General features: G+C 71.8%; 22 protein-coding genes and 1 pseudogene. 8 read left to right on the top strand and 15 right to left on the bottom strand.

The window, feature by feature from the left end:
• The first annotated feature begins 48 nt into the window (after window positions 1-48).
• Window positions 49-1,191 carry a DNA integrity scanning diadenylate cyclase DisA gene (gene disA, locus IF12_RS0121110; RefSeq protein WP_030162049.1) on the top strand — a complete coding sequence of 381 codons (1,143 nt, stop codon included), beginning with the start codon at window positions 49-51 and terminating at the stop codon, window positions 1,189-1,191.
• Between the two features lie 6 nt (window positions 1,192-1,197).
• On the opposite strand, the gene IF12_RS0121105 is transcribed toward disA, so the two are convergent.
• Complete coding sequence (locus IF12_RS0121105; protein ID WP_030162047.1) at window positions 1,198-1,866, bottom strand: hypothetical protein; 669 nt, start codon at window positions 1,864-1,866, stop codon at window positions 1,198-1,200.
• A gap of 170 nt (window positions 1,867-2,036) precedes the next feature.
• Between IF12_RS0121105 and IF12_RS0121100 the strand changes: the two genes are divergently transcribed.
• Complete coding sequence (locus IF12_RS0121100; RefSeq protein WP_081913826.1) at window positions 2,037-2,960, top strand: A/G-specific adenine glycosylase; 924 nt, start codon at window positions 2,037-2,039, stop codon at window positions 2,958-2,960.
• A 667-nt stretch (window positions 2,961-3,627) separates the two neighbouring features.
• Here the strand turns inward: IF12_RS0121100 and IF12_RS0121095 are convergent.
• The 4 genes from IF12_RS0121095 to IF12_RS0121080 all read right to left on the bottom strand — a co-directional run bounded on the left by IF12_RS0121095 (window position 3,628) and on the right by IF12_RS0121080 (window position 6,708).
• Window positions 3,628-4,455 carry a PrsW family intramembrane metalloprotease gene (locus IF12_RS0121095; protein ID WP_166659543.1) on the bottom strand — a complete coding sequence of 276 codons (828 nt, stop codon included), beginning with the start codon at window positions 4,453-4,455 and terminating at the stop codon, window positions 3,628-3,630.
• Window positions 4,456-4,493: 38 nt separating this feature from the next.
• Window positions 4,494-5,021: a hypothetical protein gene (locus IF12_RS0121090; protein WP_030162041.1), complete on the bottom strand. Its 528-nt coding sequence runs from the start codon at window positions 5,019-5,021 to the stop codon at window positions 4,494-4,496.
• A 422-nt stretch (window positions 5,022-5,443) separates the two neighbouring features.
• Complete coding sequence (locus IF12_RS0121085) at window positions 5,444-5,665, bottom strand: BldC family transcriptional regulator (RefSeq protein ID WP_030162038.1); 222 nt, start codon at window positions 5,663-5,665, stop codon at window positions 5,444-5,446.
• A 206-nt stretch (window positions 5,666-5,871) separates the two neighbouring features.
• Window positions 5,872-6,708: a hypothetical protein gene (locus IF12_RS0121080; protein ID WP_030162036.1), complete on the bottom strand. Its 837-nt coding sequence runs from the start codon at window positions 6,706-6,708 to the stop codon at window positions 5,872-5,874.
• A 235-nt stretch (window positions 6,709-6,943) separates the two neighbouring features.
• Between IF12_RS0121080 and IF12_RS0121075 the strand changes: the two genes are divergently transcribed.
• Both IF12_RS0121075 and IF12_RS27320 read left to right on the top strand, forming a co-directional pair.
• Window positions 6,944-8,014 (top strand): Glu/Leu/Phe/Val dehydrogenase dimerization domain-containing protein, encoded by a 1,071-nt coding sequence (locus IF12_RS0121075; protein ID WP_030162034.1) that lies wholly within the window; start codon window positions 6,944-6,946, stop codon window positions 8,012-8,014.
• Window positions 8,015-8,278: 264 nt separating this feature from the next.
• Window positions 8,279-8,473, top strand: a pseudogene (locus IF12_RS27320) (DUF3073 domain-containing protein); the annotation flags it as partial.
• A gap of 374 nt (window positions 8,474-8,847) precedes the next feature.
• Here IF12_RS27320 and IF12_RS0121065 read toward each other — a convergent pair.
• Entirely contained in the window at window positions 8,848-9,519 is a 672-nt protein-coding gene (locus IF12_RS0121065) for a hypothetical protein (protein ID WP_133884070.1), read from the bottom strand.
• 169 nt (window positions 9,520-9,688) lie between these two features.
• Here IF12_RS0121065 and IF12_RS0121060 point away from each other — a divergent pair, with 169 nt between their 5' ends.
• Together IF12_RS0121060 and IF12_RS0121055 are read left to right on the top strand one after the other, a co-directional pair.
• A complete protein-coding gene (locus IF12_RS0121060) occupies window positions 9,689-11,134 on the top strand; it encodes an aldehyde dehydrogenase family protein (protein ID WP_030162029.1) in 1,446 nt (481 codons plus the stop codon).
• Between the two features lie 189 nt (window positions 11,135-11,323).
• Entirely contained in the window at window positions 11,324-12,265 is a 942-nt protein-coding gene (locus IF12_RS0121055; RefSeq protein ID WP_030162027.1) for a hypothetical protein, read from the top strand.
• A gap of 198 nt (window positions 12,266-12,463) precedes the next feature.
• Here IF12_RS0121055 and pstB read toward each other — a convergent pair whose 3' ends face one another.
• The 8 genes from pstB to IF12_RS0121015 form a co-directional block, all read right to left on the bottom strand.
• Window positions 12,464-13,324, bottom strand: a complete 861-nt coding sequence (gene pstB / locus IF12_RS0121050) for a phosphate ABC transporter ATP-binding protein PstB (RefSeq protein WP_081913817.1) — start codon at window positions 13,322-13,324, stop codon at window positions 12,464-12,466.
• A gap of 207 nt (window positions 13,325-13,531) precedes the next feature.
• The gene (locus IF12_RS0121045) at window positions 13,532-14,383 is read right to left on the bottom strand and encodes a DUF6042 family protein (RefSeq protein WP_030162023.1); all 852 of its coding nucleotides are present in this window, start codon (window positions 14,381-14,383) and stop codon (window positions 13,532-13,534) included.
• A gap of 195 nt (window positions 14,384-14,578) precedes the next feature.
• Window positions 14,579-14,776 carry a hypothetical protein gene (locus IF12_RS0121040; RefSeq protein WP_030162021.1) on the bottom strand — a complete coding sequence of 66 codons (198 nt, stop codon included), beginning with the start codon at window positions 14,774-14,776 and terminating at the stop codon, window positions 14,579-14,581.
• Between the two features lie 204 nt (window positions 14,777-14,980).
• A complete protein-coding gene (locus IF12_RS0121035; protein ID WP_030162019.1) occupies window positions 14,981-16,783 on the bottom strand; it encodes an NHL domain-containing thioredoxin family protein in 1,803 nt (600 codons plus the stop codon).
• 182 nt (window positions 16,784-16,965) lie between these two features.
• Window positions 16,966-18,429, bottom strand: a complete 1,464-nt coding sequence (locus tag IF12_RS24470) for a hypothetical protein (protein ID WP_030162017.1) — start codon at window positions 18,427-18,429, stop codon at window positions 16,966-16,968.
• A 468-nt stretch (window positions 18,430-18,897) separates the two neighbouring features.
• Entirely contained in the window at window positions 18,898-20,244 is a 1,347-nt protein-coding gene (locus tag IF12_RS0121025) for a dihydrolipoamide acetyltransferase family protein (RefSeq protein WP_030162015.1), read from the bottom strand.
• 10 nt (window positions 20,245-20,254) lie between these two features.
• Window positions 20,255-21,229 carry an alpha-ketoacid dehydrogenase subunit beta gene (locus IF12_RS0121020; protein WP_030162014.1) on the bottom strand — a complete coding sequence of 325 codons (975 nt, stop codon included), beginning with the start codon at window positions 21,227-21,229 and terminating at the stop codon, window positions 20,255-20,257.
• Entirely contained in the window at window positions 21,226-22,380 is a 1,155-nt protein-coding gene (locus IF12_RS0121015; RefSeq protein WP_030162012.1) for a thiamine pyrophosphate-dependent dehydrogenase E1 component subunit alpha, read from the bottom strand. Before IF12_RS0121015 ends, IF12_RS0121020 begins: the two co-directional genes overlap by 4 nt.
• A gap of 193 nt (window positions 22,381-22,573) precedes the next feature.
• Here IF12_RS0121015 and IF12_RS0121010 point away from each other — a divergent pair, with 193 nt between their 5' ends.
• Together IF12_RS0121010 and IF12_RS26340 are read left to right on the top strand one after the other, a co-directional pair.
• The gene (locus IF12_RS0121010; RefSeq protein WP_030162010.1) at window positions 22,574-23,284 is read left to right on the top strand and encodes a hypothetical protein; all 711 of its coding nucleotides are present in this window, start codon (window positions 22,574-22,576) and stop codon (window positions 23,282-23,284) included.
• 220 nt (window positions 23,285-23,504) lie between these two features.
• Window positions 23,505-24,332 (top strand): hypothetical protein, encoded by an 828-nt coding sequence (locus IF12_RS26340; RefSeq protein ID WP_197034824.1) that lies wholly within the window; start codon window positions 23,505-23,507, stop codon window positions 24,330-24,332.
• A 197-nt stretch (window positions 24,333-24,529) separates the two neighbouring features.
• On the opposite strand, the gene ddaH is transcribed toward IF12_RS26340, so the two are convergent.
• On the bottom strand, window positions 24,530-25,378 hold the full coding sequence (gene ddaH, locus IF12_RS0121000) for a dimethylargininase (RefSeq protein WP_051704710.1): 849 nt from the start codon (window positions 25,376-25,378) through the stop codon (window positions 24,530-24,532).
• Window positions 25,379-25,521 lie beyond the last annotated feature (143 nt).

The raw sequence follows: 25,521 nt of genomic DNA, 5'->3' as shown, positions 1-25,521 counted from the left end.
ACTGGAGGCGACCCGGCGCCCCGCCCGGTCATGGCTTGCGAGCCATAACTGGACACCGACGCGAGGTCATTTCACCGACCGGCGGGAACCGCCGGAGGACAGTCCAGCATTGGGGGGTATCCCGTGGCGTCGATCCCGGACGAGGGCCTGCGCGCGACCCTGGCCACCATGGCGCCCGGCACCGCGCTGCGCGACGGCCTCGAACGCATCCTGCGCGGCCGGACCGGCGCGCTCATCGTCGTCGGCTGCGACCAGCTGGTCGAGACCATCTGCACCGGCGGCTTCGAACTCGACATCGAGTTCTCCGCCACCCGCCTGCGCGAACTGTGCAAGATGGACGGCGCCGTGGTCCTCACCACCGACGGCTCCCGGATCGTGCGCGCCGGCGTCCACCTCATGCCCGACCCCTCGATCCACTCCAACGAATCGGGCACCCGCCACCGCACCGGCGAGCGCGTCGCCATCCAGACCGGCTTCCCGGTGATCTCGGTCAGCCAGTCCATGCACACCATCGGCCTCTACATGGGCGAGATCCACCACCTCGTCGAACCCTCCACGCAGATCCTCTCCCGCGCCAACCAGGCCCTGGCCACCCTCGAACGCTACAAGCAGCGCCTCGACGAGGTCGCCGGGAACCTCTCGAGCCTGGAGATCGAAGACCTCGTGACCGTGCGCGACGCCGTCACCGTGCTCCAGCGGCTCGAAATGGCCCGCCACATCGCCGACGAGGTCGAAGGCCACGTCATCGAACTGGGCACCGACGGGCGCCTCCTCGCGCTGCAACTCGACGAGCTCATGGCCGGCGTCGACGCCGACCGCGAACTCATCGTCCGCGACTACCTGCCCGACGGCGCCGCCTACGTCACGGCCCTGCGCACCGTCGACGAGATGAGCTCGCCCGAACTGCTCGACCTGACCGCCGTCGCCCGCGCGCTCGGCTACCCCAACACGCCCGACGTGCTCGACCGGCGCGTCAGCCCCCGCGGCTTCCGGATGCTCGCCAAGGTCCCCCGCCTCCCCGAAGCCGTCATCGAACGGGTCGTGGGCCACTTCGGGGCCCTGCCCGATCTGCTCGGCGTCACCGTCGAAGAACTCCAGGACGTCGACGGCGTCGGCCCCGGCCGGGCCCAGAGCATCCGCGAATCGCTCACCAGGCTCGCCGAGGTCTCGATCCTCGACCGCTACCTCTGAGGCCGCCTACTTCAGGCGCAGACTCGTCGGCGACGAGACCGCCTCGCCCAGGCGGGCCCGCAGGTCGTACTCCCCGGCCGGCAGCGCGCGGCGCGCGCCCTCGCAGCCCTCCGCCGAGGCCAGGCCGTCCACGGTGAACTCGATCGTCTGACCCGACCCGTCGCTCAACTCGACCTCCTCGCCCGAAGGGGTCTCGCAGTGCGCGGTCGAATAGACCACGTCCTCACCCGAGGCCAGCTCCACGGCGACCTCGCGCAGATCCGCCACGCACTCCTCGTCCGCGCCGCTCGCCACCAGCACGCTCACCGGCACCTTCGAACCCGACCGCACCTCGTCGAACGCCGCCACCACCTGGAGCATCAACTCGTCCGCAGGGCAGTCGGACACCTCCGGCTCGGTCGGGCTCGGGGACTCGCTGGGCGAGGCGGTCGGCGTCTCGGGGATGTACGGCCTCTGGATCGTCTCCGAAGGCGTCGGCGCCACCCACTCGCCCGGCGTCGTCTCGGCCCGCACCTCGACCTCGTCGGCCTCGCCGTCACCGCCGCCGAGCGTGCCGACCAGCACCACCACGAGCAGGACGAGGGCGGCCACCGCCCCCGCCACGATCCCCCGCCGCTTCCAATAGACCGACTCGGGCTCCGAACCCTTCACGAACTTGCCCTTGAAACCCTGCACGCCGGGACGCTAACGCAGACCGGCCGCACGCGAGCGGAAATACACGCCACCGGCCCGCGGGGGATCGCACCCCACGCCTGCGGGCCCACGACGAGGCGACGGGGCCCGGCCGATCCCGCGGCCCGGACCCACCCCGACGGGCGTCGTACCCCGCGCCGACAATGGGGGACATGCGTGCCGCCGAAACCGCCGCCCCCGAAACCGTCGTCCCCCAAGCACTGCCCTCCCCCGACCTGCTCGCCGAACGCCTCCTCCCCTGGTTCGACGCGCAGGGCCGCACCGAACTGCCCTGGCGCAGGCCCGGCACCACCGCCTGGGGCGTCCTCGTCTCCGAGGTCATGAGCCAGCAGACCCAGGTCGCCCGCGCCGCGCCCGTCTGGGAGGCGTGGATGGCGCGCTGGCCCACGCCGGCCGACCTCGCCGCGGCCCCGACCGCCGAGGTGCTGCGCGCGTGGGGGCGCATGGGCTACCCGCGGCGGGCGCTGCGTTTGCAGGAGTGCGCGCGGATCGTCGCGACCGAGCACGACGGGGTGGTGCCCTCCGACCCGGCCGAACTCGAGAAACTGCCGGGCATCGGGGTCTACACGGCCGCCGCGGTCGCGGTCTTCCACTACGGCGAGCGGCACCCGGTCGTGGACACGAACGTGCGTCGCGTGGTGGCCCGCCTCGGCGGGCGCAGCGACGCGGGGACCGCGACTTCGAAGGCCGATCTCGCGGCGGCGGCGTCGCTGCTGCCGCAGGACCCGCCGACGGCCGCTCTGGTCTCGGTGGCGCTGATGGAGCTGGGCGCGCTGCTGTGCACGGCGCGCAAGGCCGAGTGCGGGGACTGCCCGGTCGCCGACGTGTGCGGGTTCGCCGGGCAGGAGGTGCCGGCCGGTCCCAGCCGGAAGCGCCAGCGGTACAAGGGGACCAACCGGCAGGTGCGCGGTGAGGTGATGGCCCTGCTCCGGGAGGCGGAGGGGCCGGTGGAGCGGGCCCGGATCGACGCGGTGTGGCCCGAGGCGCGGATGCTCGACGAGGCCGTCGCGCAGCTCATCGCCGAGGGGCTGATCGGCACCGATGAGGCGGGGCGGTTCGAACTCCCGAGTCAATGACAAACCGTCCGGCCGCTGGTAGCGTCAGAACCGAGAGAACTTCATGAAGCTCGGTCGGCGCCGATTCACCGATCGGCGGGCCTGGGTCGAACCTCACTCCCTCGACGAGTGGGGCACCGTGCGGACCATCCCGGTCCGGCTCACCAGCGGTGCCAGGTCCGAGACGCCTACCGCAGGGCCGCCCCCGAGCGGCCGGCCAGGACACGACGACGCGGCTCGCGCCAACTACCGTCGCGTCGACCGCGGACCGGCTGCACGTCAAGCGGGCCAGGTGGGAGCGGAGGTCTGAGAGGGCCGACGCGACCGAGCAAATGCAATGCCGTCGGGGTACCGCGCGCTCAGACCCGGGCGGCATTGCTACGCCCGCCCCGAACGTGAATCTTCATTGCATCCGATGCGCCCGGCCGAATTGTCGGACCCTTATGGCACGGTAGTTGAACCGGGGGCCCAGCGGTTTCCGTTCCGCGTAGCGCTGCCCAAAAACCGCTCAGCTCGCGCAACTCACCGAAAGTGCATCTTTCTCACCTCCACCGCCACCGGCCGAATTGTCAGACCCCTGTGGCACGGTAATTCCTGTGCATATTGACGGCTCGCAAGCTTCGCCGAAGGCGGGGGCCCAGGGAATCCCGATCCGCGTAGCGCTGCCCTAAATCCATTTGAGTACCGTTCACGCCGGCTCCAGCGGCCTTTCCACCGGGGCCTCCTCGCGTTTGGCCCAGCGGACCAGCCACCACACGATGCACACCGCCGGCAGGCCCTTGATCATCACGCCGACCAGCACGCCCGGCGCGCCCAGGCCCAGCCCGTCCCGCAGCAGCGGCGAGTTCCACACCGCGTGCAGCACGATCACCGCCACCAACGAACCCGCCGCGACCCACACCGACCGACTCGTCCGCCGCGTCGCCGCGTACGCCACCCCCGCGCCCACGATCGCCGTGAACACCGGATGGCTCCACAACCCCGCCAGCACCCCGCGCACGAGGAACACCGCGACCACCGGCTCCACCACGTCCCCCGCGCGGTTCACCACCGTGCTCGACATCGCGAACGCGTAGCCCTCCACGATCTGGAAGCCCACCCCGCAGAACGCCCCCAGCACGATCCCGTCGAGCACCCCGTGCACCCGCCCCCACGCGATCGCGACCACCAGCACCACACCGGCGGCCTTCACGACCTCCTCGACCAGCGGCGCGGCCAGCACCGGCGACCACCGCTCGGCCCAGCCCGGCCCCCACGCCGTCGCCATCAACCCGTGCAGCGCACGGGAACCGAAGATCGAGGACATCACCGCCACCGTCGCGCCCCAGATCAGCCCCAGCACCAGAGCGCCCGCCGGCAGCGTGAGCCGGTCGGCGAAGCGGCGCCGCAGCAACCAGAACGGCACCGCGAACAGCGAGAACAGCACCAGCGCCGTCGTCCCCGCCCGCGGATACGCGAGCGCCACCGGCAGCGTGTTGTACAGCAGCAGAATCCCGGCCGCGCCGATGAGCAGCACGGCCGTCCACTGGGTGGGCGAGGTGGGATCCGGCCGCATCAGGCCGCCCCGAAGGACAGCTGGGCTATGAGCGCGTCGATCCTGTCCACAGTGCCCGAATCCAGCGACGCGCCGGTGGCCGTGACCTCCGCGCGGATCTCGTCATGCACGAACGCGCACGCGAACCCCGCCCCGGTCTCGGTCACGAAGCTCTGCCCCGCACCCTCGACGCCGTCCGCGGCGCACTCGCGCGGCTCGGTGAGCTGCACGCCCGGCTGGACCTCCAGGAGCCGGACCATCTCCGCCGCCAGGTACTCCGCGTCGAAGCTGTAGGGGCCGGCGACGACGATGTCGACCTCCGCGTTGCCGACGAGGAACTCCGCGCGGCCCGACTCGGGCCGGTACAGGCCCGGTCGCATCCAGACCTCCTCGGGGAGGGTGACGGTGACGCCCGCGAGCACGAACGTCTCACCGCCCACATCGACCGCGGGCGAGACGGCCTTGTTCAACAGGGGGACGCCGAGTGCGAAGAGCACGACCACGGCGGCGACGGCGGCAGCGACGGCGAGGCTCCTCTTGCGTGACACGACTCAAGCGTGGCACGCCTTCCCCGGCGGCGCATCGGGAACACCCGCCAATCGGCACGGGAACGGCAGCGCCAGCGGAGTGGGCGGGGGACGTTCCGGGCGGTCCATGCCGAAACGGCGGTGCAGCCCGAAACGAAGGCTCGGGCCTACACGAAGGAACCGCCCTACCGGGCCGGGCGGCCTCGGTGTGGCGGTTCGATGTCTCGGGTTCGCACCGGCGGGGCGGGAACCGGTGCGTTCGCGGCGCGGGCCCTGAGGGAGGGCCCGCCTCCTCGAAGATCGGGCTGTCCGCGGCGCCGACGTCCGCGGTCTCGATCGGGCGGCGGCCGGAAGGGTGGTCCGGCCTACGTAGTGCGACTGCTGCTTTCGGACACTGACGGCAGTGGTCCGGGTTCGGCGCAGTACCGCTGGGGACGCCGGGGCTAGTCGACGGCCTCGCGCTGGGTCGGGATGTCACCGTTGATGAGGGCGCGGATCTCGGACTCGCGGTAGCGGCGGTGGCCGCCGAGCGTCCGGATCGCCGAGATCTTCCCCGCCTTGGCCCAGCGGGTCACGGTCTTCGGGTCCACGCGGAACATCGCGGCGACCTCGGAAGGCGTGAGCAGGGCCTCGGATTCCACCGGAAGGTTCAGCTCTGTCGTCATCGTTCTTCTCCTCCACAGACGGGCTGCGAATCACCGGCGCCGAGCCTTGATTCGTTCCTACCGCTAATCGTCCGGCTTGTCCTAGGTGTCCGACATAGGCCGAACGGCCGAATTTGCTTGGACTTTCCGCTCGGCTCCCTCATCCGAGTGATCAGTCCACAAGCGAACACGCTGGTAGCGGGCTTGCGGTGCCGCTGCGTCCGAGGTCAGTTCAAACGCTCGGCGAGACGACGATCACGCCATCGGTCGATCAATCGCGCGTAGCACTCCTGGGCGTCCTCGGGTTCGGAGGCGCCGAGGTGGTCGAGGGCCTGCCAGGTGAGGTCCACCGAGTCCTCGTCGCGCAGCTCCTCGACGCCGAGCCGGGCGACCAGCCCGCCGTAGTCGAGCTCGACCACCGAGTCGCGGTGGAAGCCGTCGAGCCACTTGCCGGTGTCGGCGAGCGCCTCGACCAGGTCGGCGCCCTCGCCGAACTCGGCCCGCACCAGGTTGCGGGCCACCGCGAGCCCGGTGCGGGACTTGGTGATCGGGGTCCGGTAGCGCAGCTGCGCGTGGCCGGGCTGGATGACCAGCTCGCGGTCCTCGGGCCGCACGCACGCGAACCAGCGCAGCGGCACCGACCAGGAGGCGACGTGCTCGTGGGAGTCGGCGGGCGGGTCGCGGCGGTCGGCGCCGTCGTCGAGCGCGACGATCTCTTCGGCCGAGGCCAGGAACTCCGGCGGGAACAGCGCCTCGGCCACCGTCTCGGGGGTCAGCCGCCGTACTTCGAGCGCGGAGGCGGCGATCCGGTAGCGCAGGTTCCAGGGGCAGATGAGGGGGTCGGCCTCGCGCCCGCGGTCGATGACGTACGCCTCGCGCCCGAAGGAGGGGACGCCGCGCCAGGGCCAGCCGATGCGCTCGTACAGGGCCTCGCGGCGCAGCCGCGGCCCTTCGAGCGGGTCGGCCGCGCGCCCCGAAGCGGCGTACGCGCGCCAGTAGTCGGCGTCGGCGAACGCCGCCGCCGGCTCGTAGACGCGCAGATAGGACGCGTTGGGTGCGTACACGAAGCGAATACTTCCACATCCGCCTCCCCTGCGCCCTGATGGGCGGGGACCGCGGGGTGCGCGACCGCGGCGGCGCGACGCCGCGTCACCGCCGCGGAGCGCCCGTCGCCCGAGGACCGGGCTCTGGCCGCGAACGGGCGGTCATATGCTGAGGGCGTAGGCACACCCGCGCTACAGAGACGAGTCGGCCGAGACCCGGCCGCCTCCGCACGGTTCCAGAACTGGAGAGCAAGCCATGAGCATCTTCGACGCCGGCGGCCACGAACAGGTCGTGTTCTGCAACGACCCCGAGTCGGGACTGCGGGCGATCATCGCGATCCACTCCACCGCGCTCGGCCCGGCCCTGGGCGGCACCCGCTTCTACCCCTACGCCTCCGAGGACGAGGCCCTCACCGACGTGCTCCACCTGTCGGAGGGCATGTCCTACAAGAACGCGATCGCCGGGCTCGACCACGGCGGCGGCAAGGCCGTCATCTGGGGCGACCCGGGCATCGACAAGGGCGAGGCGCTGCTGCGGGCCTACGGCCGCTTCGTGGAGGCCCTTGGCGGGCGCTACGTGACCGCGTGCGACGTCGGCACCTACGTCGAGGACATGGACCACGTGGCCCGCGAGACGCGCCACGTCAGCGGCCGCAGCCCCGAGGCGGGCGGCGCCGGGGACTCCTCGATCCTGACCGCCTTCGGCGTCTTCCAGGCGATGCGCGCGGCCGCGCAGCACCGCTGGGGCGCGGTGGACCTGAACGGGCGCACCGTGGGCGTCGCCGGCCTGGGCAAGGTCGGGCGCCACCTCCTGCCGCACCTCATCGAGGCCGGCGCCGACGTCGTCGCCTGCGACGTGGACCCCGCCGCGATCGGCTGGGCGACCGCGAACTTCCCGCAGGTGCGCCTGGTCGACGGCGCCGACGACCTCATCGCCGCGGGCATCCACGTGTACGCCCCCTGCGCGCTCGGCGGCGTCCTCAGCGAGCGGACCCTCAAGGCCCTCGACGCCGAGATCATCTGCGGCGCGGCCAACAACCAGCTCGCCGAGCCGGGCGTCGCCGACGAGCTCGACCGGGCCGGCGTCCTCTACTGCCCCGACTACGTCGTGAACTCCGGCGGGGTCATCCAGGTCGCCGACGAGTACGACGGCGCCTTCGACTTCAAGCGGGCCGAGCGGCGCACCGCGGGGATCTTCGAGACCACCGCGCGCATCCTGGAGCGGGCCAAGGGAGAGGGCGCCACGCCCCTGGCCGCCGCGAACGCGATGGCCGAGGAGCGGATGGCCGCCGTCGGCCGCCTCCAGCGGGTACGCCTGTTCGGGTAGGACCCCGCGCGGCGGGTGGCGGGTCTCACCGCCCTCGCCGGGCGCCGCCGCCCGGTTACGAACGGTGAGAACCCTTCTCACGATTCGGGCGGGTGTTCGTCCCGGTCTGGTGTCCATCGCCGGTAATCTGTGGCATTCAACTCATGGGCCGGGATGCAGTGAGGCGCCGTGAGGTTGTACCGTAGGACCCACGAAGAGATTGCAAGCATTCCGGGGCGCCTTATCGGCTGCCCCGATGATTTCTGTGCGAGGGGGTCGAGCCATATGGGGCGCGGCCGAGCTAAGGCAAAGCAGACCAAAGTGGCCCGGAAGCTCAAGTACCATGCTCCGAACACCGACCTGCGCGCGCTTGAGCGCGAGCTTTCGGTCGGTCATGAGGATGTCGGGGACATCGAGCCTCCTGAAGAAGAGGAGTCGGGCCCATATGACGCTTACGCCGACGATCGGTACGACGGAGACGAAGACGACCTCCGTGAAGATGACTGGCTCCCGCCGAGGAAGCAGTTAGCGAGCCTCGGCGACGCCTGCGAGCCGCAGGCGGACTCCCTGTGCGCAGGAGCGTCCGCGGCGGCCCCGCATCGCAGCCGAAGGTGAGCCGACCAGGCGGGCCTGGCCGACCGAAACCCGCGATCTCCATATCCAGTGCGAACAGGCGCCCTCGCGGGCGCCCGTACCATCCCGCATCCGAAACCGGCCCCTCGTGTCGTTCCTGGGGCACGCGGCGGCGGCGGTCGCACACGTAGTTCGGATACCGGCGCGGGCGCGATATCCAGATCCAATCGACACGAGAGCGGCGGCGCGACCTGTCGGTCGCGCCGCCGCTCTCGTCGTCGCTACTGCTGCGGGGCCTGCGGCCACTGGTTCTGCTGGCCCGGGGCGGCCTGCGGCGGCTGCTGCGGCTGCACCGCGGGCTGCTGCCCGGTCGGGTAGGCCTGCGGCGCGGCGGGCTGGGCGGCGCTCGAGGAGCCGGGGACCAGGATCGCGCCGGTGACGAACAAGGCGTAGGTGCCCAGGAGCAGGATCGCACCGATCCAGGCCGAGGCGTCCGACGCGGAGTTGTTGTCCGGCAGCGACAGCAGGCCGTACAGGAAGCCCGCCAGGAACACACCGGTGGCGGCCACGGTCAGGGCCTTCCACAGCCCGCGCAACCGCTCGCCGGCGAACAGCGTCAGCGCGAACATGACGATGACGGCCGACAGGTTCGACAGGACGCCGCCGCCGAGCGACCCGGCGACCTCTCCTTCAAGGGTGGTGCTGTCGCTGGTGCCGGTGATGAGACCGGTCAGCGCCAACGTGCCGAGACCGGCGAGGCCGAGGATCCCGGGCATCGCCGGCACGCCGATCCGGTCGAACAGCGACGGCCCCGGCTGGGCGTAGGCCGCATACTGCTGCTGTGCCTGGTACTGCGCCTGAGGAGAGGCGTACGCCTGCTGGTACGGCTGCTGCTGAGGCTGGGCTGAAGTGGGCTGCTGCGGATACCCCGCACCTGATTGCTGTTCACTCATGACCTCATCATGCCTTGGCCAGGCAAATGTGCGCATCCGGGTTACAAAGCTGGTCCGGACACTTGCGGCGTCCCCGGAACCGTTCCTCGGGCCCTTCGGCTTCGGCCCCGACCGGATTCGGCGGGCCCATCGGGGGCATCCCGGGACTCGGAACCCGTAGTCTGGAGCCATGACGCAACGTCTCCGACCCGTTTCTCCTATTTGGGTGGCCGGCCGTCCGCAGCACGGCGAGGAGGAGTTCTTCGTCACCCACCCCTTCGACGAATCCCCCGTCGGCGCGACCTCCTGGGCCACCTCGGGCCAAGTGGAGGCCGCCGTGGCCGCGGCCGCGGGCGTCGCCGCCGAGTGCGCCGCCCTCCCCGCCCATGTGCGGGCCGAAGCCCTCGAACACGTGCGCAGGCGACTGGACGAGGAGTCCGAGACCTGCGCCGAGCTCATCACCGCCGAGTCGGGCAAGCCGATCTCGTGGGCCCGGGTGGAGGTGCGCCGGGCCGTCTCGACGTTCCGGTGGGCCGCCGAGGAGGCGCGCCGCTTCGGCGGCGAGGTGCAGCGCCTCGACACCGACCCGGCCGCGGACGGGCGCATGGCGATCATCCGGCGCTTCCCGCGCGGGCCGATCCTGGGGATCTCCCCGTTCAACTTCCCGCTGAACCTCGTCGCGCACAAGGTCGGCCCGGCGATCGCCGCCGGATGCCCGATCGTGCTCAAGCCCGCCCCGGCCACGCCGCTGTCGGCGCTGCACCTGGGCGCCCTGTTCTCCGAGACCGACCTGCCCCCGGCGATGCTGTCGGTGCTGCCGGTGCCCAACCACCGGGCCGAGCAGCTCGTGGACGACCCGCGCCTGCCGGTCGTCTCCTTCACCGGTTCGGGCCCGGTCGGCCAGCAGATCCTGCGCCGGGTGCCCGAGAAGCACGTGACGCTCGAACTGGGCGGCAACGGCGCGACCCTCATCGCCGCCGACTACCCCAAGCGCGACTGGGCGGCCGAGCGGATCGCGATGTTCGGCAACTACCAGGCCGGGCAGTCGTGCATCGCGGTGCAGCGGGTGTTCATCGAGGCGCCCGCCTACGCCGACGTGGCCGGCCGGATCGTCGAGCAGGTGAAGGCGCTGCCCTCGGGCGACCCCAACGACCCCGCGTGCAAGGTCGGGCCGCTCATCAACGCCGACGCGGCCGCCCGCGTCGAGGCGTGGATCGAGGAGGCCGTGGACGAGGGCGCGAAGGTCCTGTGCGGCGGCGGTCCGCGCCAGGGCGCGCTCATCGAGCCGACCGTCCTCGCGAACGTCCGCCCGGACGCGAAGGTCCTTCGCGAGGAGGTCTTCGGGCCGGTCCTGGTGCTCTCGAGCGTCGAGAGCTTCGAGGACGGGCTCGCCGCGATCAACGACTCGCGCTTCGGGCTCCAGGCCGGGGTGTTCACCGAGAGCCTCCCGCAGGCGATGCTCGCCCACCGGACCCTGGAGGTCGGCGGCGTCGTCGTCGGCGACGTGCCCTCCTTCCGGGCCGACCAGATGCCCTACGGCGGGGTCAAGGCCTCCGGCGTCGGGCGCGAGGGCGTGCGGTCGGCGATGGAGGACTACACGGTCGACCGGGTCCTCGTCCTTCCGGACACTCTTTGAGCCGCGGATTCGGTTAGTGCGGGCCCGGCTGCCACAGCCGGGCCCGAAGACGCCGACCGGTCACGCACCACGCATCGGCGACAAGCCGGGCCGTTCGGACACGTCCGACCCCGTTAAGCTGCGATTTTCCTTACTGATTCCGGACCCTGACGCAGGTCGCGCTTGACAAGCCCCTATAGCGTGGCTGGCATGACTGTCCCTCCCAACTACGGTCCCCCGCCGGAGCAGCCGCAGACGCCCGGCCACGGCTTCCAGTCGTCGCAGCCGGGCGGCCAGAGCCCTTACGGCGGGCAACCGCAGCAACCGCAGTTCGGCGCCGCCCCGCGGTTCGGCCAGGAGCCGACCGCGCCCTACGGCGCTCCCCTGCCGCCCGAGCCGCCGAAGCGCAACCTCGGCCTCATCGGGGCGGCCGTCGTCGCCGCCACCGTGGTCCTGCTCGGCGGGACGCTGCTGCTGACGCTGAACCTGCGCGACGGCGGCAAGGAGGACGACCTCGCCGGAGGCGACGAGACCTCCGAGTCGGCCACCGAGGAGGAGCCCACCTCGCCCGAGGAGGACCCCACCACCGAGGAGGCGGCGTCCACCGAAGTGGGCCAGTGCCTGCCGTACGAGCCGCAGATCTCCGGCGACGGCCTCGGACTGGTCGACTGCTCCGACACGACCGCGTTCTGGAAGATCACCGCGCAGACCTACGACGTCGGCGACGTCGCGGTCGACAGCGAGGGGAACCTGACCGACACCGCGCCCGCGTTCGCGCTGTGCGGCGACGACTGGGGCTCGAACCACCTCGGCGAGCTGTGGACCAACTGGCACTACGTCTACTCCTCGGGCTACCTGGACTCGCTCTACTGCATCCAGGCGACCGGCGCGCCCGACCCCAACGAGCCCGAGCACCTGCCGTACATCCCCGACACCGGCGACTGCTTCGACGAGGCCGACGACTGGTGGATCGTGTCCTGCTCCTCCTCCATCGCCGCGTACGTCGTGGTCGCCACGGTCCTCTACGACGACCCGGTCGAGATGAGCAAGGAAGAGGCCGCCGAGAACGCCACGTGCGGCGGCCAGTGGTACTGGCAGATCAAGAACACCGAAGGGCTCACCACGGCGATCATCTGCGCGGACGAGGTGTAGCCGGCAGGACGCAGCGGACCGAGCTGCGAGGGACTCGCGAGCGGGGGCGGCCTGAGGCCGCCCCCGCTCGCGCACGTCCGGGAGGGATACGGCGACGGACGCGCAGGACACCGGTCTCGCGGACCACCGGCCGGGACCGGAACACGAAGCGGCGGCGCGACCTACTGGTCGCGCCGCCGCTCGGGCGTTCGGGGGCCGCTAGCCGAAGCGGCCGGTGATGTAGTCCTCGGTGCGCTGGTCGGACGGGTTGGAGAACAGCCGCTGGGTCTCGTCGAACTCGACGAGGAAGCCGTAGCGCTCACCGGCCTCGTCGATCTCGGCCGAGTAGAACGCGGTGGCGTCCGAGACGCGCGCGGCCTGCTGCATGTTGTGGGTGACGATGACGATCGTGTAGTCGCGCACCAGCTCGTTCATGAGCTCCTCGATGCGCGCGGTGGCGATCGGGTCGAGCGCCGAGCACGGCTCGTCCATGAGCAGGACCTCCGGCTGCACCGCGATCGCGCGGGCGATGCACAGGCGCTGCTGCTGGCCGCCGGAGAGCGCCAGGGCGCTCTTCTTGAGGTTGTCCTTGACCTCGTCCCACAGGGCCGCGCCGCGCAGGGCCCGCTCGACGCGGTCGGCGAGGTCGTCCTTCATGCCGTTGATCCGCAGGCCGTAGGCGACGTTGTCGAAGATCGACTTGGGGAACGGGTTGGCCTTCTGGAAGACCATGCCGATGTGGCGGCGGACCGCGATCGGGTCGACGCCGGAGCCGTAGATGTCCGTGCCGTGGTAGGTGATCTCGCCGGAGACCTTCGCGCCGGGGATGAGGTCGTTCATGCGGTTGATCGACCGCAGCACGGTCGACTTGCCGCAGCCCGAGGGGCCGATCATCGCGGTGATCTGGTTGCGGGCGACGGGCAGGGAGACGTCGCGGACGGCGTGCACCTTGCCGTAGTGGATGCCGACGCCCTTGAGGTCGATGACCGTCTGCGTCTCGGTACCCGAGGCCGCGCGCCCCTGCGGGGCCAGGCCCGCGATGGGGGCCTTGGTGCGGATACCACTCTCGTTCACGGTCACCCGAACTCCAATCACCGAATGTCAACCGCCGTTAACGTGTCCTGCCCTCATGGAACGCGACGCAGGTGCACGGCGGAGGACGTGCAGGTGAACTGGGAGTGAATGGAATCGATGCTCCGGTGGGGGCCTCGCCGACCGGCCGGGCCGTCGCCGCCGCGCGGCCCTTCATTAGGGCTGCGACCTGCCGCAAGGCAAGATCGGCGCCCCTCAGGCGTGCTCGGGCGGCAGCAGCTCGTCGTTCGGGTAGCCGCCGAGCAGGTCGTCGGAGGCGGTGAGATTGAACTCGTCCTGGATCGGGACGGTGCCCAGGTCGACCGACCCGGCCACGTCGCCGTCCTCGGCCAGCTCCATGAGCATCCCGCGGATGACCGGCGCGGGGACGCCCGCGTCCTCGGCGAGCGCCGCCAGGCTCACCGGGACCGTGGCCGACTTGGCGTTGCCCGGCAGGATGAAGCGGCCCTCGTCGTCGACCTCGAAGTCGAGGCCTCCGACGCGGCGGATCGCGATGGCCGTCAGCTCTTCGAGGTCGCCGCGCTGGTCGGCGGCCTCCTCGAGCGCCTCGACCTTGTCGAAGGCGAGCACGTCGAACGGGTTGATGTACAGCAGCGGGGCGACCAGAAGCTTCCCGTCGCGCGTCTCGGAGCGGTACAGGCCCAGGGCGAGGAGGAATTCGAGCAGGTCGCGCACGGTGTGCGGGACGGGCAGGCCGGCGCGGCGGCAGTGGGTGGTGAAGGTGTCGATGCGCTCGCTGCGCTCGGCGGTGGCCCGGTCGTACTCCTCGCGGGCCTCCTTCTCGATGACCTCGGGGGAGGCGCCGAGGTGGTGCTCGGTGGCCTCGGCGATCCAGTCGTCGACGTCGCCCGGGTCGCACCAGACCGGCTCGTTCCAGATGTCGTCCTCGGGGAAGGCGTCCGCCCACCAGGTCGCCGGGAACGGGTTCACGGAGGGGACGGTGCGGAACAACTCGATGCTGCACGGCATGATGCGGATCCACGCGGGGTGCATGGGGGCTTGGACGGGGCCGGTCTCGTCGCCGAAGGGCCTCTCGAAGGATTCCACCCATCGACGGTATCAGCGCGGGGCGCCGCGCCCGCGCCGCTGTGCCGCGACTTCGCTGTCAGCGTAGCGGCGGCTTCGGGGCCGCCCCGGCGCCGGTGACGCCGGGTGCCGCCGGGTGTCCACTGCGTACCGGTCCGGCGGTCCCGCCCGGCGGTCCCGCCCGCCGGGGCGGCCCGCCGGGGCGGCCCGGTCGGGTCAGCCGTTCGGGCGCAGGCCGGTGAGGTCGGGTTCGAAGGCGGCGAGGCCGCCGACCTGGTCGGGGGTGAGGTATTCGAGGGTGCGGACCTGCTGTTCGAGCAGCCTGCCCACGGTGACGATCTGATCGGCGGCGTTGAGCACCAGCCAGTGCTCGTACTCGGAGTAGCGTTCTTCGGCCTGTGCCTCGGCGGTCACAGCGGTTTCCTCCCTGACTCGTGGTGGTGCAAGCGATGGTTCGGGCGATGACGCGATCCGAACAACCTAATCCTCCGTGAGCGCTGCACGGATTCATGACACGCGGCCGGCGGCGGAAATACGGATCGGATCGCGACGGGCGTTCCCACCGCACGCGCCCCGACATGCGGGCCGCTGCGCGGGCCGGCGGTGCGGTCGCCGCGTTCAGTCTCGCAGGACCAGGCGCAGCGCGGGCACGCCGTCCTCGGCGATCTCGATCGGCACGCCCCAGTCCTGGCGGGTGAGGTGGCAGGCGGGGTGCTCGGCCTCGGCGTCGCAGGTCGCGGCCTGGGCCACGACCTGGAGGACGCCGCGTTCGACGCCTTCGGCGAGCACGAGGTCGCGCCCGAGCTCCTCGCCCTTGCCCGCGCCCTCGGCGAGGAGCTGGGGCGGGTCGGCGGAGACGGTGACCTGGATCGGGGAGCCGTAGGTGTAGTCGAGCTTCTGGCCGGCGGCCGGCTCGAAGAGCACTTCGAGGCGCAGGGCGCCGGGCCGGACCTTGGTGCGCTTGCGGGTGACGCGGTGGTGGCGCCCGGAGACGGCGGCCTCGTCGAGCGCGGGGACGACCAGCCGGTGGGCGGCCGATTCGACGACCGCGATCCGCTCGCCCAGGGCGAGCACGTCGCTGGGTTCGGCGAGCCCGGCGGCGAGGGTGACGGCGTTCCCGGTCGCGGGGTCGAAGGCGCGCAGGGCGCCGTTGTAGGTGTCGGCGACGGCGACGCGGCCGTCGGGGAGGACCGCGAGGCCGAGCGGGTGCTGCATGAGGGCCTCGGCGGCGGGGCCGTCGACGTGCCCGAAGTCGAACAGGCCCTGGCCGATCGCGGTGTGCATCCGGCCGTGCTCGACGTAGCGGAGCGCGGAGGTCTCGGAGTCGACGAGCCAGAGGCGCTCGCCGGCGGGGGTGCGGGCGACGGCGAGGCCGGAGGGCTGGGCCATCCAGACCTGGTCGAGGGGGCCGTCCTTGAGACTCTCGACGGTGGTGCCGGCGTAGGCGGCCGCGGTGCCCGCGACCGGGTCGAAGGACCAGAGCTGGTGGATGCCGGCCATCGCGATGATCACGCGGTCCTCGAACCAGGCGAGGTCCCAGGGGGAGGAGAGGTCGGCGTCGAGGGCGGCGTCGGTGTCGCCGTCCATGCGCCACTGGCGGCCGGTGCCGGCGACGGTGGTGACCGCGCCGTCGGCGAGGCGCACGCCGCGCAGGAGGTGGTTGACGGTGTCGGCGACGACGAGGTCGTAGCCGACCTGCGCGGCGACCGCTTCGGGGAGGAGGACGAGCCCTTGCGGTTCGTTGAACCGCGCTTCGGCGGTGCCGTCGGCGCGGCCGCGCTCGCCGGAGCCGATCCGGGCGCGGACGGTCTGGAGGTCGGGGGCGAGGCGCACGAGGCGGTGGCGGGCGGAGTCGGTGACGAGGACGTCGCCGCCGGGCAGCTCGATCGCCTTGCCGGGGAAGCGCAGGGGGGTGTCGGCGGGCGGCGCGGCCACGTAAGGGCTGCCCTCGGGGTCGAGGGTGCCCTTGGCGGTGTGGGCGGCGACGAGGTCGCCGATGATCGCGTCGAGGGCTTCGACGTGGCCTTCGCCGGCCATGGTGGACACGACGTAGCCCTCGGGGTCGATGACGACGAGGGTCGGCCAGGCGCGGGCGGCGTAGGCGTCCCAGGTGGTCAGATTGGGGTCGTCGAGGACGGGGTGCTCGACGCCGTAGCGTTCGACGGCGGCGGCGAGGGCCTGCGGGTCCCGCTCGTGCTCGAACTTCGGGGAGTGGACGCCGACGATGACGAGCGCGTCGCCGTACTTGGCTTCGAGGGGCCGCAGTTCGTCGAGGACGTGCAGGCAGTTGATGCAGCAGAAGGTCCAGAAGTCGAGGACCGCGACCTTGCCGCGGAGGCTTTCGAGGTCGAGGGCGCGGCCGCCGGTGTTGAGCCAGCCGCGGCCTTCGAGCCGGGCCGCGCGCACGCGAGAACTTGTCACCGGACGAGATTAGCGCGGTCGGCGGCCGATCCCACGGTGATGAAGGACGCTCACGTTACGGGCCGGGGCCGACGGGCGTGCCCGTCGGCCCCGAAAGCCTTGTCGTACCTGCGCGGTATTTTTGAACCAGGGGTCCCTTAAGGCCGGATATATCGTGATTTATCAGCCTTCGGGATGGTTCGTCACTCGTCTTCGGTTGCTTCTTCGCCTTCTTCGGCGCCTTCGTCATCGGCCCCGTCGTCGGCGCCCTCGTTCCCGGCGTCCTCGTCGGCGCCGAGCAGGCGCAGGCAGTAGGTCTCGGACTCGGTCTTGAGGGTCTCGCGGCCCGCGTCGCCGCAGTCCTTGCCGTCGTCGACCTGGTCGACGATCTCGTAGTCCTCGCCGTCGACCGCGTCCTCGCAGTCGATCGCCTCGGCCTGCTCGTTGCCGATCTTGGTGACGCAACCGCCGGCCTCGAACGTGGGCGGGGAGAACCACAGGAAGTACGCGCCGACGCCGGCCGCGGCGACCACGAGGACCGCCAGCGTCACCAGGATCGGCACGAGCGCCTTGTTGCGGCCGCCCTGGGCCGGCGGGGGCAGCTGCGGCGCGGTCGGCTGGAAGCCGGTGCCCGGCTGCGTGTACTGCTGCTGCCCGTACTGCTGCTGGCCGGTCGGCGGCGGCTGGGAAGGCCCGGCGTACGGCGTCGGCGGGGGCTCGCTGTGCGGGTTGTGCGCGGCGATGATGAGCTTCTGGGTGTCGTCCGACTGCGCCTGCGGCGCGGGCGAGGGCTGCTGCCCGGTCGGCGGCGCCGACTGGTACGCCGACTGCGGCTGCGCGTACGGCGAGGCCGGCGGCGGGGGCACCGCGCCGGGGTTCACGAGCGGGTTCGGCGGCGGGGAGGGCCAGGCCGAGGCGGGCGGCGACGGCTGCGTCGAGGGCTGGGCTGGCGAGGGCGGCTGCGTGCCGTAGGGCGCGGGCGCGTTGAAGCCCGAGATGCCCTGGGGCGGCAGGACCTCGGTGCGCTCCTCGTTCACGTCGGGAGCCGGCGGCGAGGACTGCTGCGAGGGGCCCAGACGCAGGATCTGGGTGCCGTCCTCGTCGAACTGCGGGCCGGAGGGCGCGCTCTCGGCGCTGGGGGCCGGGGCCTCGAAGACCGCGGGCGGCGCCTGCTCGGGGGCCGCGGGAGCGGGCGGCTCGGGCGCGGTGTCGGCGGCGGGGGCCGGCGGCACGTCGAAACCGGGCGTCGCCGACGGCGGCGCGAACTGCGCGGTGCCCTCGTCGACCGGAGGAGCCGCGGGAGCGGCCGGCGCTTCGGGCTCGGCGGGGACGTCGAAGGCCTCGGAGCTCGGAGCGGCCTCAGCAGTGTTCGCAGTGGTGTCCTCGACCGGCGGCTCAGCGGGCGCTTCCGGCTCAGGGGCCGCTTCCGCGGCAGGGGCCTGGGGAGCGGGCGCCGGTTCGGCGTCGGCGACGGGAGTCTCGGGAGCAGCGGACTCGGGCGCGGCGGCCTCCGGGGAGGCGGCGCTCTCGTCCGCGCTCGCCGCCTCGGGGGCGGGGCTCTCGGCGGAACCCGCCTCGGCGGCGGCGTCGGTCTCGGGGGCCCGGTCGACTTCTCGGTCGTCAGGGGCCTCGCCCTTAGCTGGCGGGTTGCCTTGCTCGGAGGTCACGGCTGCTCCTCAATGCTGCTTCCGGCCTGGCGTCTTGGGGGCACGCCAGACGGGTCACACGCTACCGCAGCGGCGCTCACGCTCACTCGACAGGGTTAAAACGGAGCGGCGAATCCGGCGGTGGGGAGGGCGGCGGGAAAGCGCCGCGCCCGCGGTCGCCTCGGGCGGATCCGGGCATAGAGAAAGGCCGGGTGCCAGCGGTTGCCCACCCCTCATGGCAATCGCGGCACCCGGCCGGTGTGAGAACCCCCTGGAGAGGGTCTCCGCGGTGTGTGGACTCGGCGCTGTCCGCCACACCGCATGGAGGAGATGAAGTTCGCGGTCTCAGTGCCCGGGAGGCCGGTGGATCACCGGTTTCGCCGAGGTCGAGACGGTCGGAAACTTCGATGTCATGTTTCCTCGTCGTTTCCGTGCCTCAATTACAACACCGAATACTGAGATCTGCCAACGAATCGTCGGTGCTCTCGATCACGTCCAGGCGAGCAGTGTTTCCCCAGGGTGTTGCAGGAATGCGCCCACGTCGGCGAGGAACTGCGAGCCGAGTTCCCCGTCGATGAGCCGGTGGTCGAACGACAGTCCGAGCGTGGTCACCTGGCGGACGGCGATCTCGCCCTCGTGCACCCACGGCTGCGGGCGGACGGCGCCGAACACGAGGATCGCCGATTCCCCCGGAGGGAGGATGGGCGTGCCCGTGTCGACGCCGAAGACGCCGACGTTGCTGATCGAGATGGTCCCGCCGGTCATGTCGGACGGCGGGGTCCTCCCCTCCCGTGCGGTGCGGGCGAGGGCGCCGAGCGCCTCGGCCAGTCCGAGCAGGCTCAGCTCCTGGGCGGCCTTGATGTTCGGGACGACCAGGCCGCGGGGGGTGGCGGCGGCGATGCCGAGGTTCACGTCGTGCTTGACGACGATCTCCTGGGCGGCCTCGTCCCACCGGGCGTTGATCATCGGGTGGCGGCGGGCGGCCAGCAGGACCGCCTTGGCCACGAACAGCAGCGGCGAGACCTTGACCTCGGCGAACTCCTTGCGGGCCTTGAAGGCCTTGACGGTGTCCATCATCTCGGTCACGTCGCAGGTGAGGAACACCGTGACGTGCGGGGCGGTGAACGCCGAGGCCACCATGTTCTGCGCGGTCAGCTTGCGCACCCCCTTGATCGGGATGCGCTCGTCCTCGCCGGAGGGCCGTTCTCGCTCGGGCGCGGTGGCACCGGGGCTCGCGAGGGCCTGCGAGAACGCCTCCAGGTCGGCGCGCGAGACCGTCCCGTGCGGGCCGGTCGGGGTGACCGCGGCGAGGTCGATGCCGAGGTCCTTGGCGAGCTTGCGGACCGGGGGCTTGGCGAGCGTGGGCCCGCCGAGGTTCGGTCCGGCGGCGGGGGCCGCCGGGACCGGGACCGGGGGCGGCGGCGCGGGGGCCGCGACCGGGGCCGGCGGCGCCTCGACCACCGGCGCCGGAGCGACCGGCGACTCAGGTCCGGGGCGGCGCTTGCGCCGTTTGGAGCCGGCCTCGCGGGCGCCGTACCCGACGAGGTTCGGGGTGCGCTTCTCCTCCTTCTGCGGCGCGGGGGCCTCGGCCCCTTCGACCTCGAAGCTCGCCAGGGGCGAGCCGACGTCGACGGTCTCCCCGGCCTTCGCGTGGTGCTCGGCTAGCACCCCGTCGTAAGGGCTGGGCACCTCGACGAGCGCCTTGGCGGTCTCGACCTCCACGAACGGCTGGTTGAGCACGACCGAGCCGCCCGGCTCCACGAGCCAGGCGGCGACTTCGCCCTCGGTGAGTCCTTCACCGAGGTCGGGCAGGTTGAACGTGATTTTCTGACCCATGTCCCGCTCCTCAGTACTCCAGCGACCGGTCGACGGCGTCGAGCACCCGGTCCAGGTTCGGAAGGTAGTCGTCTTCGAGGCGGCTCGCCGGGTAAGGCACGTCGTAGCCGGTCACCCGCAGCACGGGGGCCTCCAGGGAGTAGAAGCACTCCTCGGTGAGGCGGGCGGCGATCTCGGCGCCGATCCCCACGTTGCCGGGGGCCTCGTGGACGACGAGGGCGCGGCCGGTCTTGCGGACCGACGCGAACAGCGGCTCCCAGTCGATCGGGGAGAGCGAGCGCAGGTCCACGACCTCGAGGTCCAGGCCCTCCTCGGCCGCCGCGGCGGCGGCGTTCTCCGCCACGTCCACGGTGGGTCCATAGGAGATGAGGGTCGCGGTGCGGCCCTCGCGGACGGTGCGGGCGCTGAACAGGTCCAGCGCGGCCGCGTCGGTCGCGACCTCGCCCTTGGCGTGGTAGCGGCGCTTGGGTTCGAAGAAGATCACCGGGTCGTCCCCGGCGGCGGCCTGCTGGATCATCCAGTAGGCGTCGGCCGGGTTCGAACAGGTCACGACCTTGAGGCCGGCCGTGTGCGCGAAGTACGCCTCAGGCGATTCGGAGTGGTGCTCGATCGCGCCGATGCCACCGCCGTAGGGGATGCGCACGACCACCGGCAGGCGCACGCGCCCGCCGGAGCGGTTGGGGATCTTCGCGAGCTGGGAGACCAGCTGGTCGAAGGCGGGGTAGACGAAGCCGTCGAACTGGATCTCGCAGATCGGCCGGTAGCCGCGCATGGCCAGGCCGATCGCGGTGCCGATGATCCCCGATTCCGCCAGGGGGGTGTCGATGATGCGGTCGGCGCCGAAGTCCTTCTGGAGGCCGTCGGTGACGCGGAAGACGCCGCCGAGGCGGCCCACGTCCTCGCCCATGACCAGCGACTTCGGCTGGTCCTCGAGTACTCGGCGCAGACCTTCGTTGAGGGCTTTCACCATGGTCATCGTCGTCATCGGACCTCGCTCCCCTCTTCGAGGGAGGCCTGGAAGTCGAGGGCCTCCGCCCGCTGGGCCGCGATGCCGGGGGGCATCTGGGCGTACACGTTGTCGAACATCTCGGTCACCTCCGGGTCGGTCAGGGCCATGACCCTGGCGCGCAGCTCGCGGACGAGCTCGCCCGCCTCGGTGTCGACGCCCGCGAAGTAGGCCTCGTCGGCGAGCTTCTCGTTCGTCAGCCACTTGCGGTAGCGGACGATCGGGTCCTTCGCGCGCCAGAAGTCCAGCTCGGCCTCGTCGCGGTAGCGGGTGGCGTCGTCGGAGGTGGTGTGCGGCTGCATCCGGTAGGTGTAGGCCTCGACCAGGCTCGGGCCCTCGCCGCGGCGGGCGCGGTCGAGCGCGGCCTGCGTGACCGCGTAGGTCGCGAGGACGTCGTTGCCGTCCACGAGCACGCCCGGCACGCCGAAGCCCTCGGCGCGCCGGTACGGCGGGAGCCGGAACTGGCGGGCGTTGGTCTCGGAGATCGCGTACTGGTTGTTCTGGCAGAACAGCACGAGCGGGGCATTGAACACCCCGGCCCAGATGAGGGCCTCGTTGAAGTCGCCCTCGCTGGTCGCGCCGTCGCCGTGGTAGACGACCACGGCCTCGCCGTCCTCGCCGCCGACCGCGCCGTCCATGGCCACGCCCATGGCGTAGCCGGCGGCGTGGAGGGTCTGGGAGGCGATGACGATCGCGTACATGTTGAAGCGGTCGGCGGCCACGTCGCGCCCGCCGAGGTCGGTCCCGCGGAAGAGCGCGAACGACGAGATCAGGTCGATACCGCGGCACCACTGGACGCCGAGCTCCCGGTAGGCCGGGAAGACGGTGTCCTGGGACTTGAGGGCCCGGCCGGAGCCGACCTGCGCGGCCTCCTGGCCGAGGAGGCTCGGCCACAGGCCGAGCTGGCCCTGGCGTTGCAGGGCGGTGCCCTGGGCGTCCAGCTCGCGGGTGACGACGAGGTCGCGGTAGAGGCCGCGGTACTCCTCGTCGGTCAGGGTGAGGTCGTAGTCGGGACGGTTGACGCGCCGGCCCTCGGGGGTCAGCAGTTGCACGAACTCTGGTTCGTTCGCTGAGGCGGGTTTCGGACGGTTCTTGGCCGTCTTCCTGGCAGGACGCTGTTGGTCGCCCATGATTGCCTCCTCATATTCGTATTCCGGTATATCCAAGCATCCCAAAGCCCTGGGCGGTGCGCGTCACACCGGGTACCCGATTACTATTCGGGGCTGAAGTCTGACACTCAGTAGCCGATACCGGCTGAGCCTCCGTCATCATCGGTCCTGAACGGCCGTTTCGTCGCACGGGGGTGGTGGGAAGGAGCGCGCGGTGCGCGGCAGAGGCAGCGACCAGGGCGGACGCTGGCCGGTGGGGATGTGGCTCGCCCTGGTGGGGGTGAGCGCGGGAACCGTCGCGTCCTTCGGGATGGTCGGGTGGACCTTCGCCATGGGGCTCTATGAGGGCGAGGAGGCCGGGGAGGCGCTCGCCTTCGACTCCGGGACGGTCGTCATCGAGGCCGAGGAGCCGCCCGGCGGCGACCCGGCCGGAGGCGAGGACGGGACCGAGGGCGGCGACGGGCGGACGGGCGGCGAGATCGACCTGGGCAGCCCGGACGACCTGGAGTTCCCGGTCGAGCCCGAAGGCGAGCCGGAGACCGAGGCGGAGCGCAGGCCCGACCCGGTCGAACCCCCGGTGGAGCTGGTTCCGGTGGAGAAGCACGACCGCGTCGAGGAGAGCGCCCCGGTCGAGTCGGCCGAGCCGCCGAAGCTGGTGCCGGTCGAGGAACCCGATCCCGAGACCGAGTGCGACCCCGGGGAGGACGCCGAGAGTCCGGAAGGCGGCTGGGAGCACGGCTGGGACGGCGATTGGCCCGGCGGCTGGAACGACGACTGGGCCTGGGACGGCTGGAACGGTTGGGACGGCGTGTGGGGCCGCGACTGGAACGGCGACCACGAGGGCCAGGACCGCGACCGGACCCAAGACGAGGGCCGTGACCTGCACGAAGAGCCCGAGGACGCCGAGCCGAACCGACTCGACTGACCCGCTTCGGGCCACCCCCAGGGCCCCGGGCTTGCCCCGTTTACCGCGAGTTTCGGATACCCCAACGCGAGGACCATTTCCGAGAAGACTCGCACGAAGGAGTGAGTTGTGGGGAAGGACACGCCGAAGCCGTAACTTGCACATGCGGATTGCCGTTAGCCATTTCGAGAGCGCGTCGCTGAGCGACAAACGCACACGGATTTAGGTGGGGTACAAGCTAATGGATCCTTTCTCACGCACCATGCTCGCCTGTTCGGCCGAAGCCGGACTCACCACGACCGCACTGTCGCGGCACGTTCCACTCCTGCGCCGCAACGTCCGACCGGGCGACCAGGTGTCGCTCCTGGGCCGGTGCGTCGGCTCCGACGGCCTCGGCAGCGGCGACCACGTCCTCATGCTCACCGGCGAGCGGATCGTCGTCACCCGCCAGTCCCGACTGCTCGGGCGCGTGCGCCTGTGCCTGGACGCGCCCGTGTCGGCCGTCGAGAACCTCCGCTGGTCGGCCGACCCGGCCGGACCCGGCGTCGAACTGAACTTCACCGTGATGGAAGGGCCGGGCGCGACCGACCCGCACCGCTGGCACTTCTGGCTCCCCGCGAGCCACGCCAAGCGGGTGTGGCGGATCGACGCGCTGCTGGCGCGGGCGTTCCACCGCCCGAAGGCGATCGCGCGGCCCGCGAACGCGCCCCGCACGGTCCGGCCGCCGCACCCGGCGCTGGTCCCGAACGCCGTCGACGCCGCGAGCGCGGTGTTCCCGATCCTCCCGGCGCCGATGGCCGACGCGGTGTTCTCCGAGGCGGGAAAGCACCCGGCGAGCCCGATGCCCGCGCCGAGGCACGCGGCCCCGGCGCGCCACGCGGCCGTCGAACCCCAGACCGATGCGCAGACGGCCCCCCAGGCCGAGCCCGGCGCCGAACCCAAGACCGAAACCCGAATCGAAGCCCACGCCGCGCTGGCGCAGGCGCAGAACCCGCCCCGGCACGCGACGAGGCCGCGCCACCTCGCACCGCAGCCGACGGACCTCGACACCGCGCTGGCCATCGTCTAGCGGTGGCGCCGGGCCTTGGTGGGGCCCGGCGACTGAAGCGAGCCGTGCGGCGTCCGGCCCGCGATCCGGGCAGATGTCCGAGACCGGTCCCGTTCCTGCGGCGGGCCGCGGTCGATGAAGAAAGTGGGCGGGTGCTCCAGCATTGCTGGAGCACCCGCCCACTCGCATGTCACGTTGGTGCGATCACCGGCGCCGCGTCAGCGACGCAGTTCGGCGGTGCAGCACTTGACCGAGCCGCCGCCCTTCTTGAGCTCGGAGAGGTCGACGGGGACGGGCTCGTATCCGGCGTCGCCGAGCTTCGCTGCCATGCCGGTGGCTTCGGCGTTGATGACGACGTTGCGGCCGTCGGAGACGAAGTTGAGGCCGAATCCGGCGGCGTCCTCAGCGTCGGCGATCACCGCGTCGGGGAAGAGCCGTTCGAGGAGCAGGCGGCTGCCGGGGGCGAAGGCCTCGGGGTAGTAGGCGATGCGGTCGTCGTCGAGGGGCGCGAGCGCGGTGTCGAGGTGGTAGTAGCGGGGGTCGACGAGGCGGAGCGAGACGACCTGGCGGCCGAACACGTCGGCGGCCTCGGCGTGGGCGCGGGCGTCGGTGCGAAATCCCCATCCGGCGAGGATGAGCTCGCGGCCGGGCAGGTAGGTGAAGTCGCCTTCGCCTTCGTTGATGAACTCGGGCTTGGCGACGGTCCATCCGGCGCTGCGGTACCACTTCTCGTGGGCGTCGGCTTCGGGGCGGCGCTCGGGGTAGCGGAAGCTCGCGCCGTAGGCGATCCCGTCGACGACGAAGGCGCCGTTGGCGGCGTAGACCATGTCGGGCAGGCCGGGCTCGGGCTCGATGCGGAGCACTTCGTGGCCGAGGCGGGTGTAGACGTCGGCCAGCTCTTCCCACTGCGCGCAGGCGAGGGTGGCGTCGACGGGCGCGGTGGTGTCCATCCATGGGTTGATGGCGTATTCGACCGCGTAATAGGCGGGGCGGCACATGAGGTAGGTGCGGCGGCCGGGCGACCGGGTGGCGGACGCCTGCGCAGGTGAAGAGCGGTGTTTCTCCATTGCGCGAGTGTAGGCATACAGGGGGCGTCCGCCGCTACCCCCGGGCCCGGGACACACGCCATTGTGATCAAACCGCCTCGGCCGAGTCGACCAGGTTGCGACCTTGCGCCCCGGGGGCCCTCCCCCCTCCCTCCCCCCCACCC

Origin of the sequence: Glycomyces sp. NRRL B-16210, assembly GCF_000719515.1 — a bacterium.
In the GTDB taxonomy this organism is placed as follows: Bacteria; Actinomycetota; Actinomycetes; order Mycobacteriales; family Micromonosporaceae; genus Glycomyces.
Note: the sequence above shows the minus strand (reverse complement) of the source record. Positions and strands in the feature narration are given on the sequence as shown.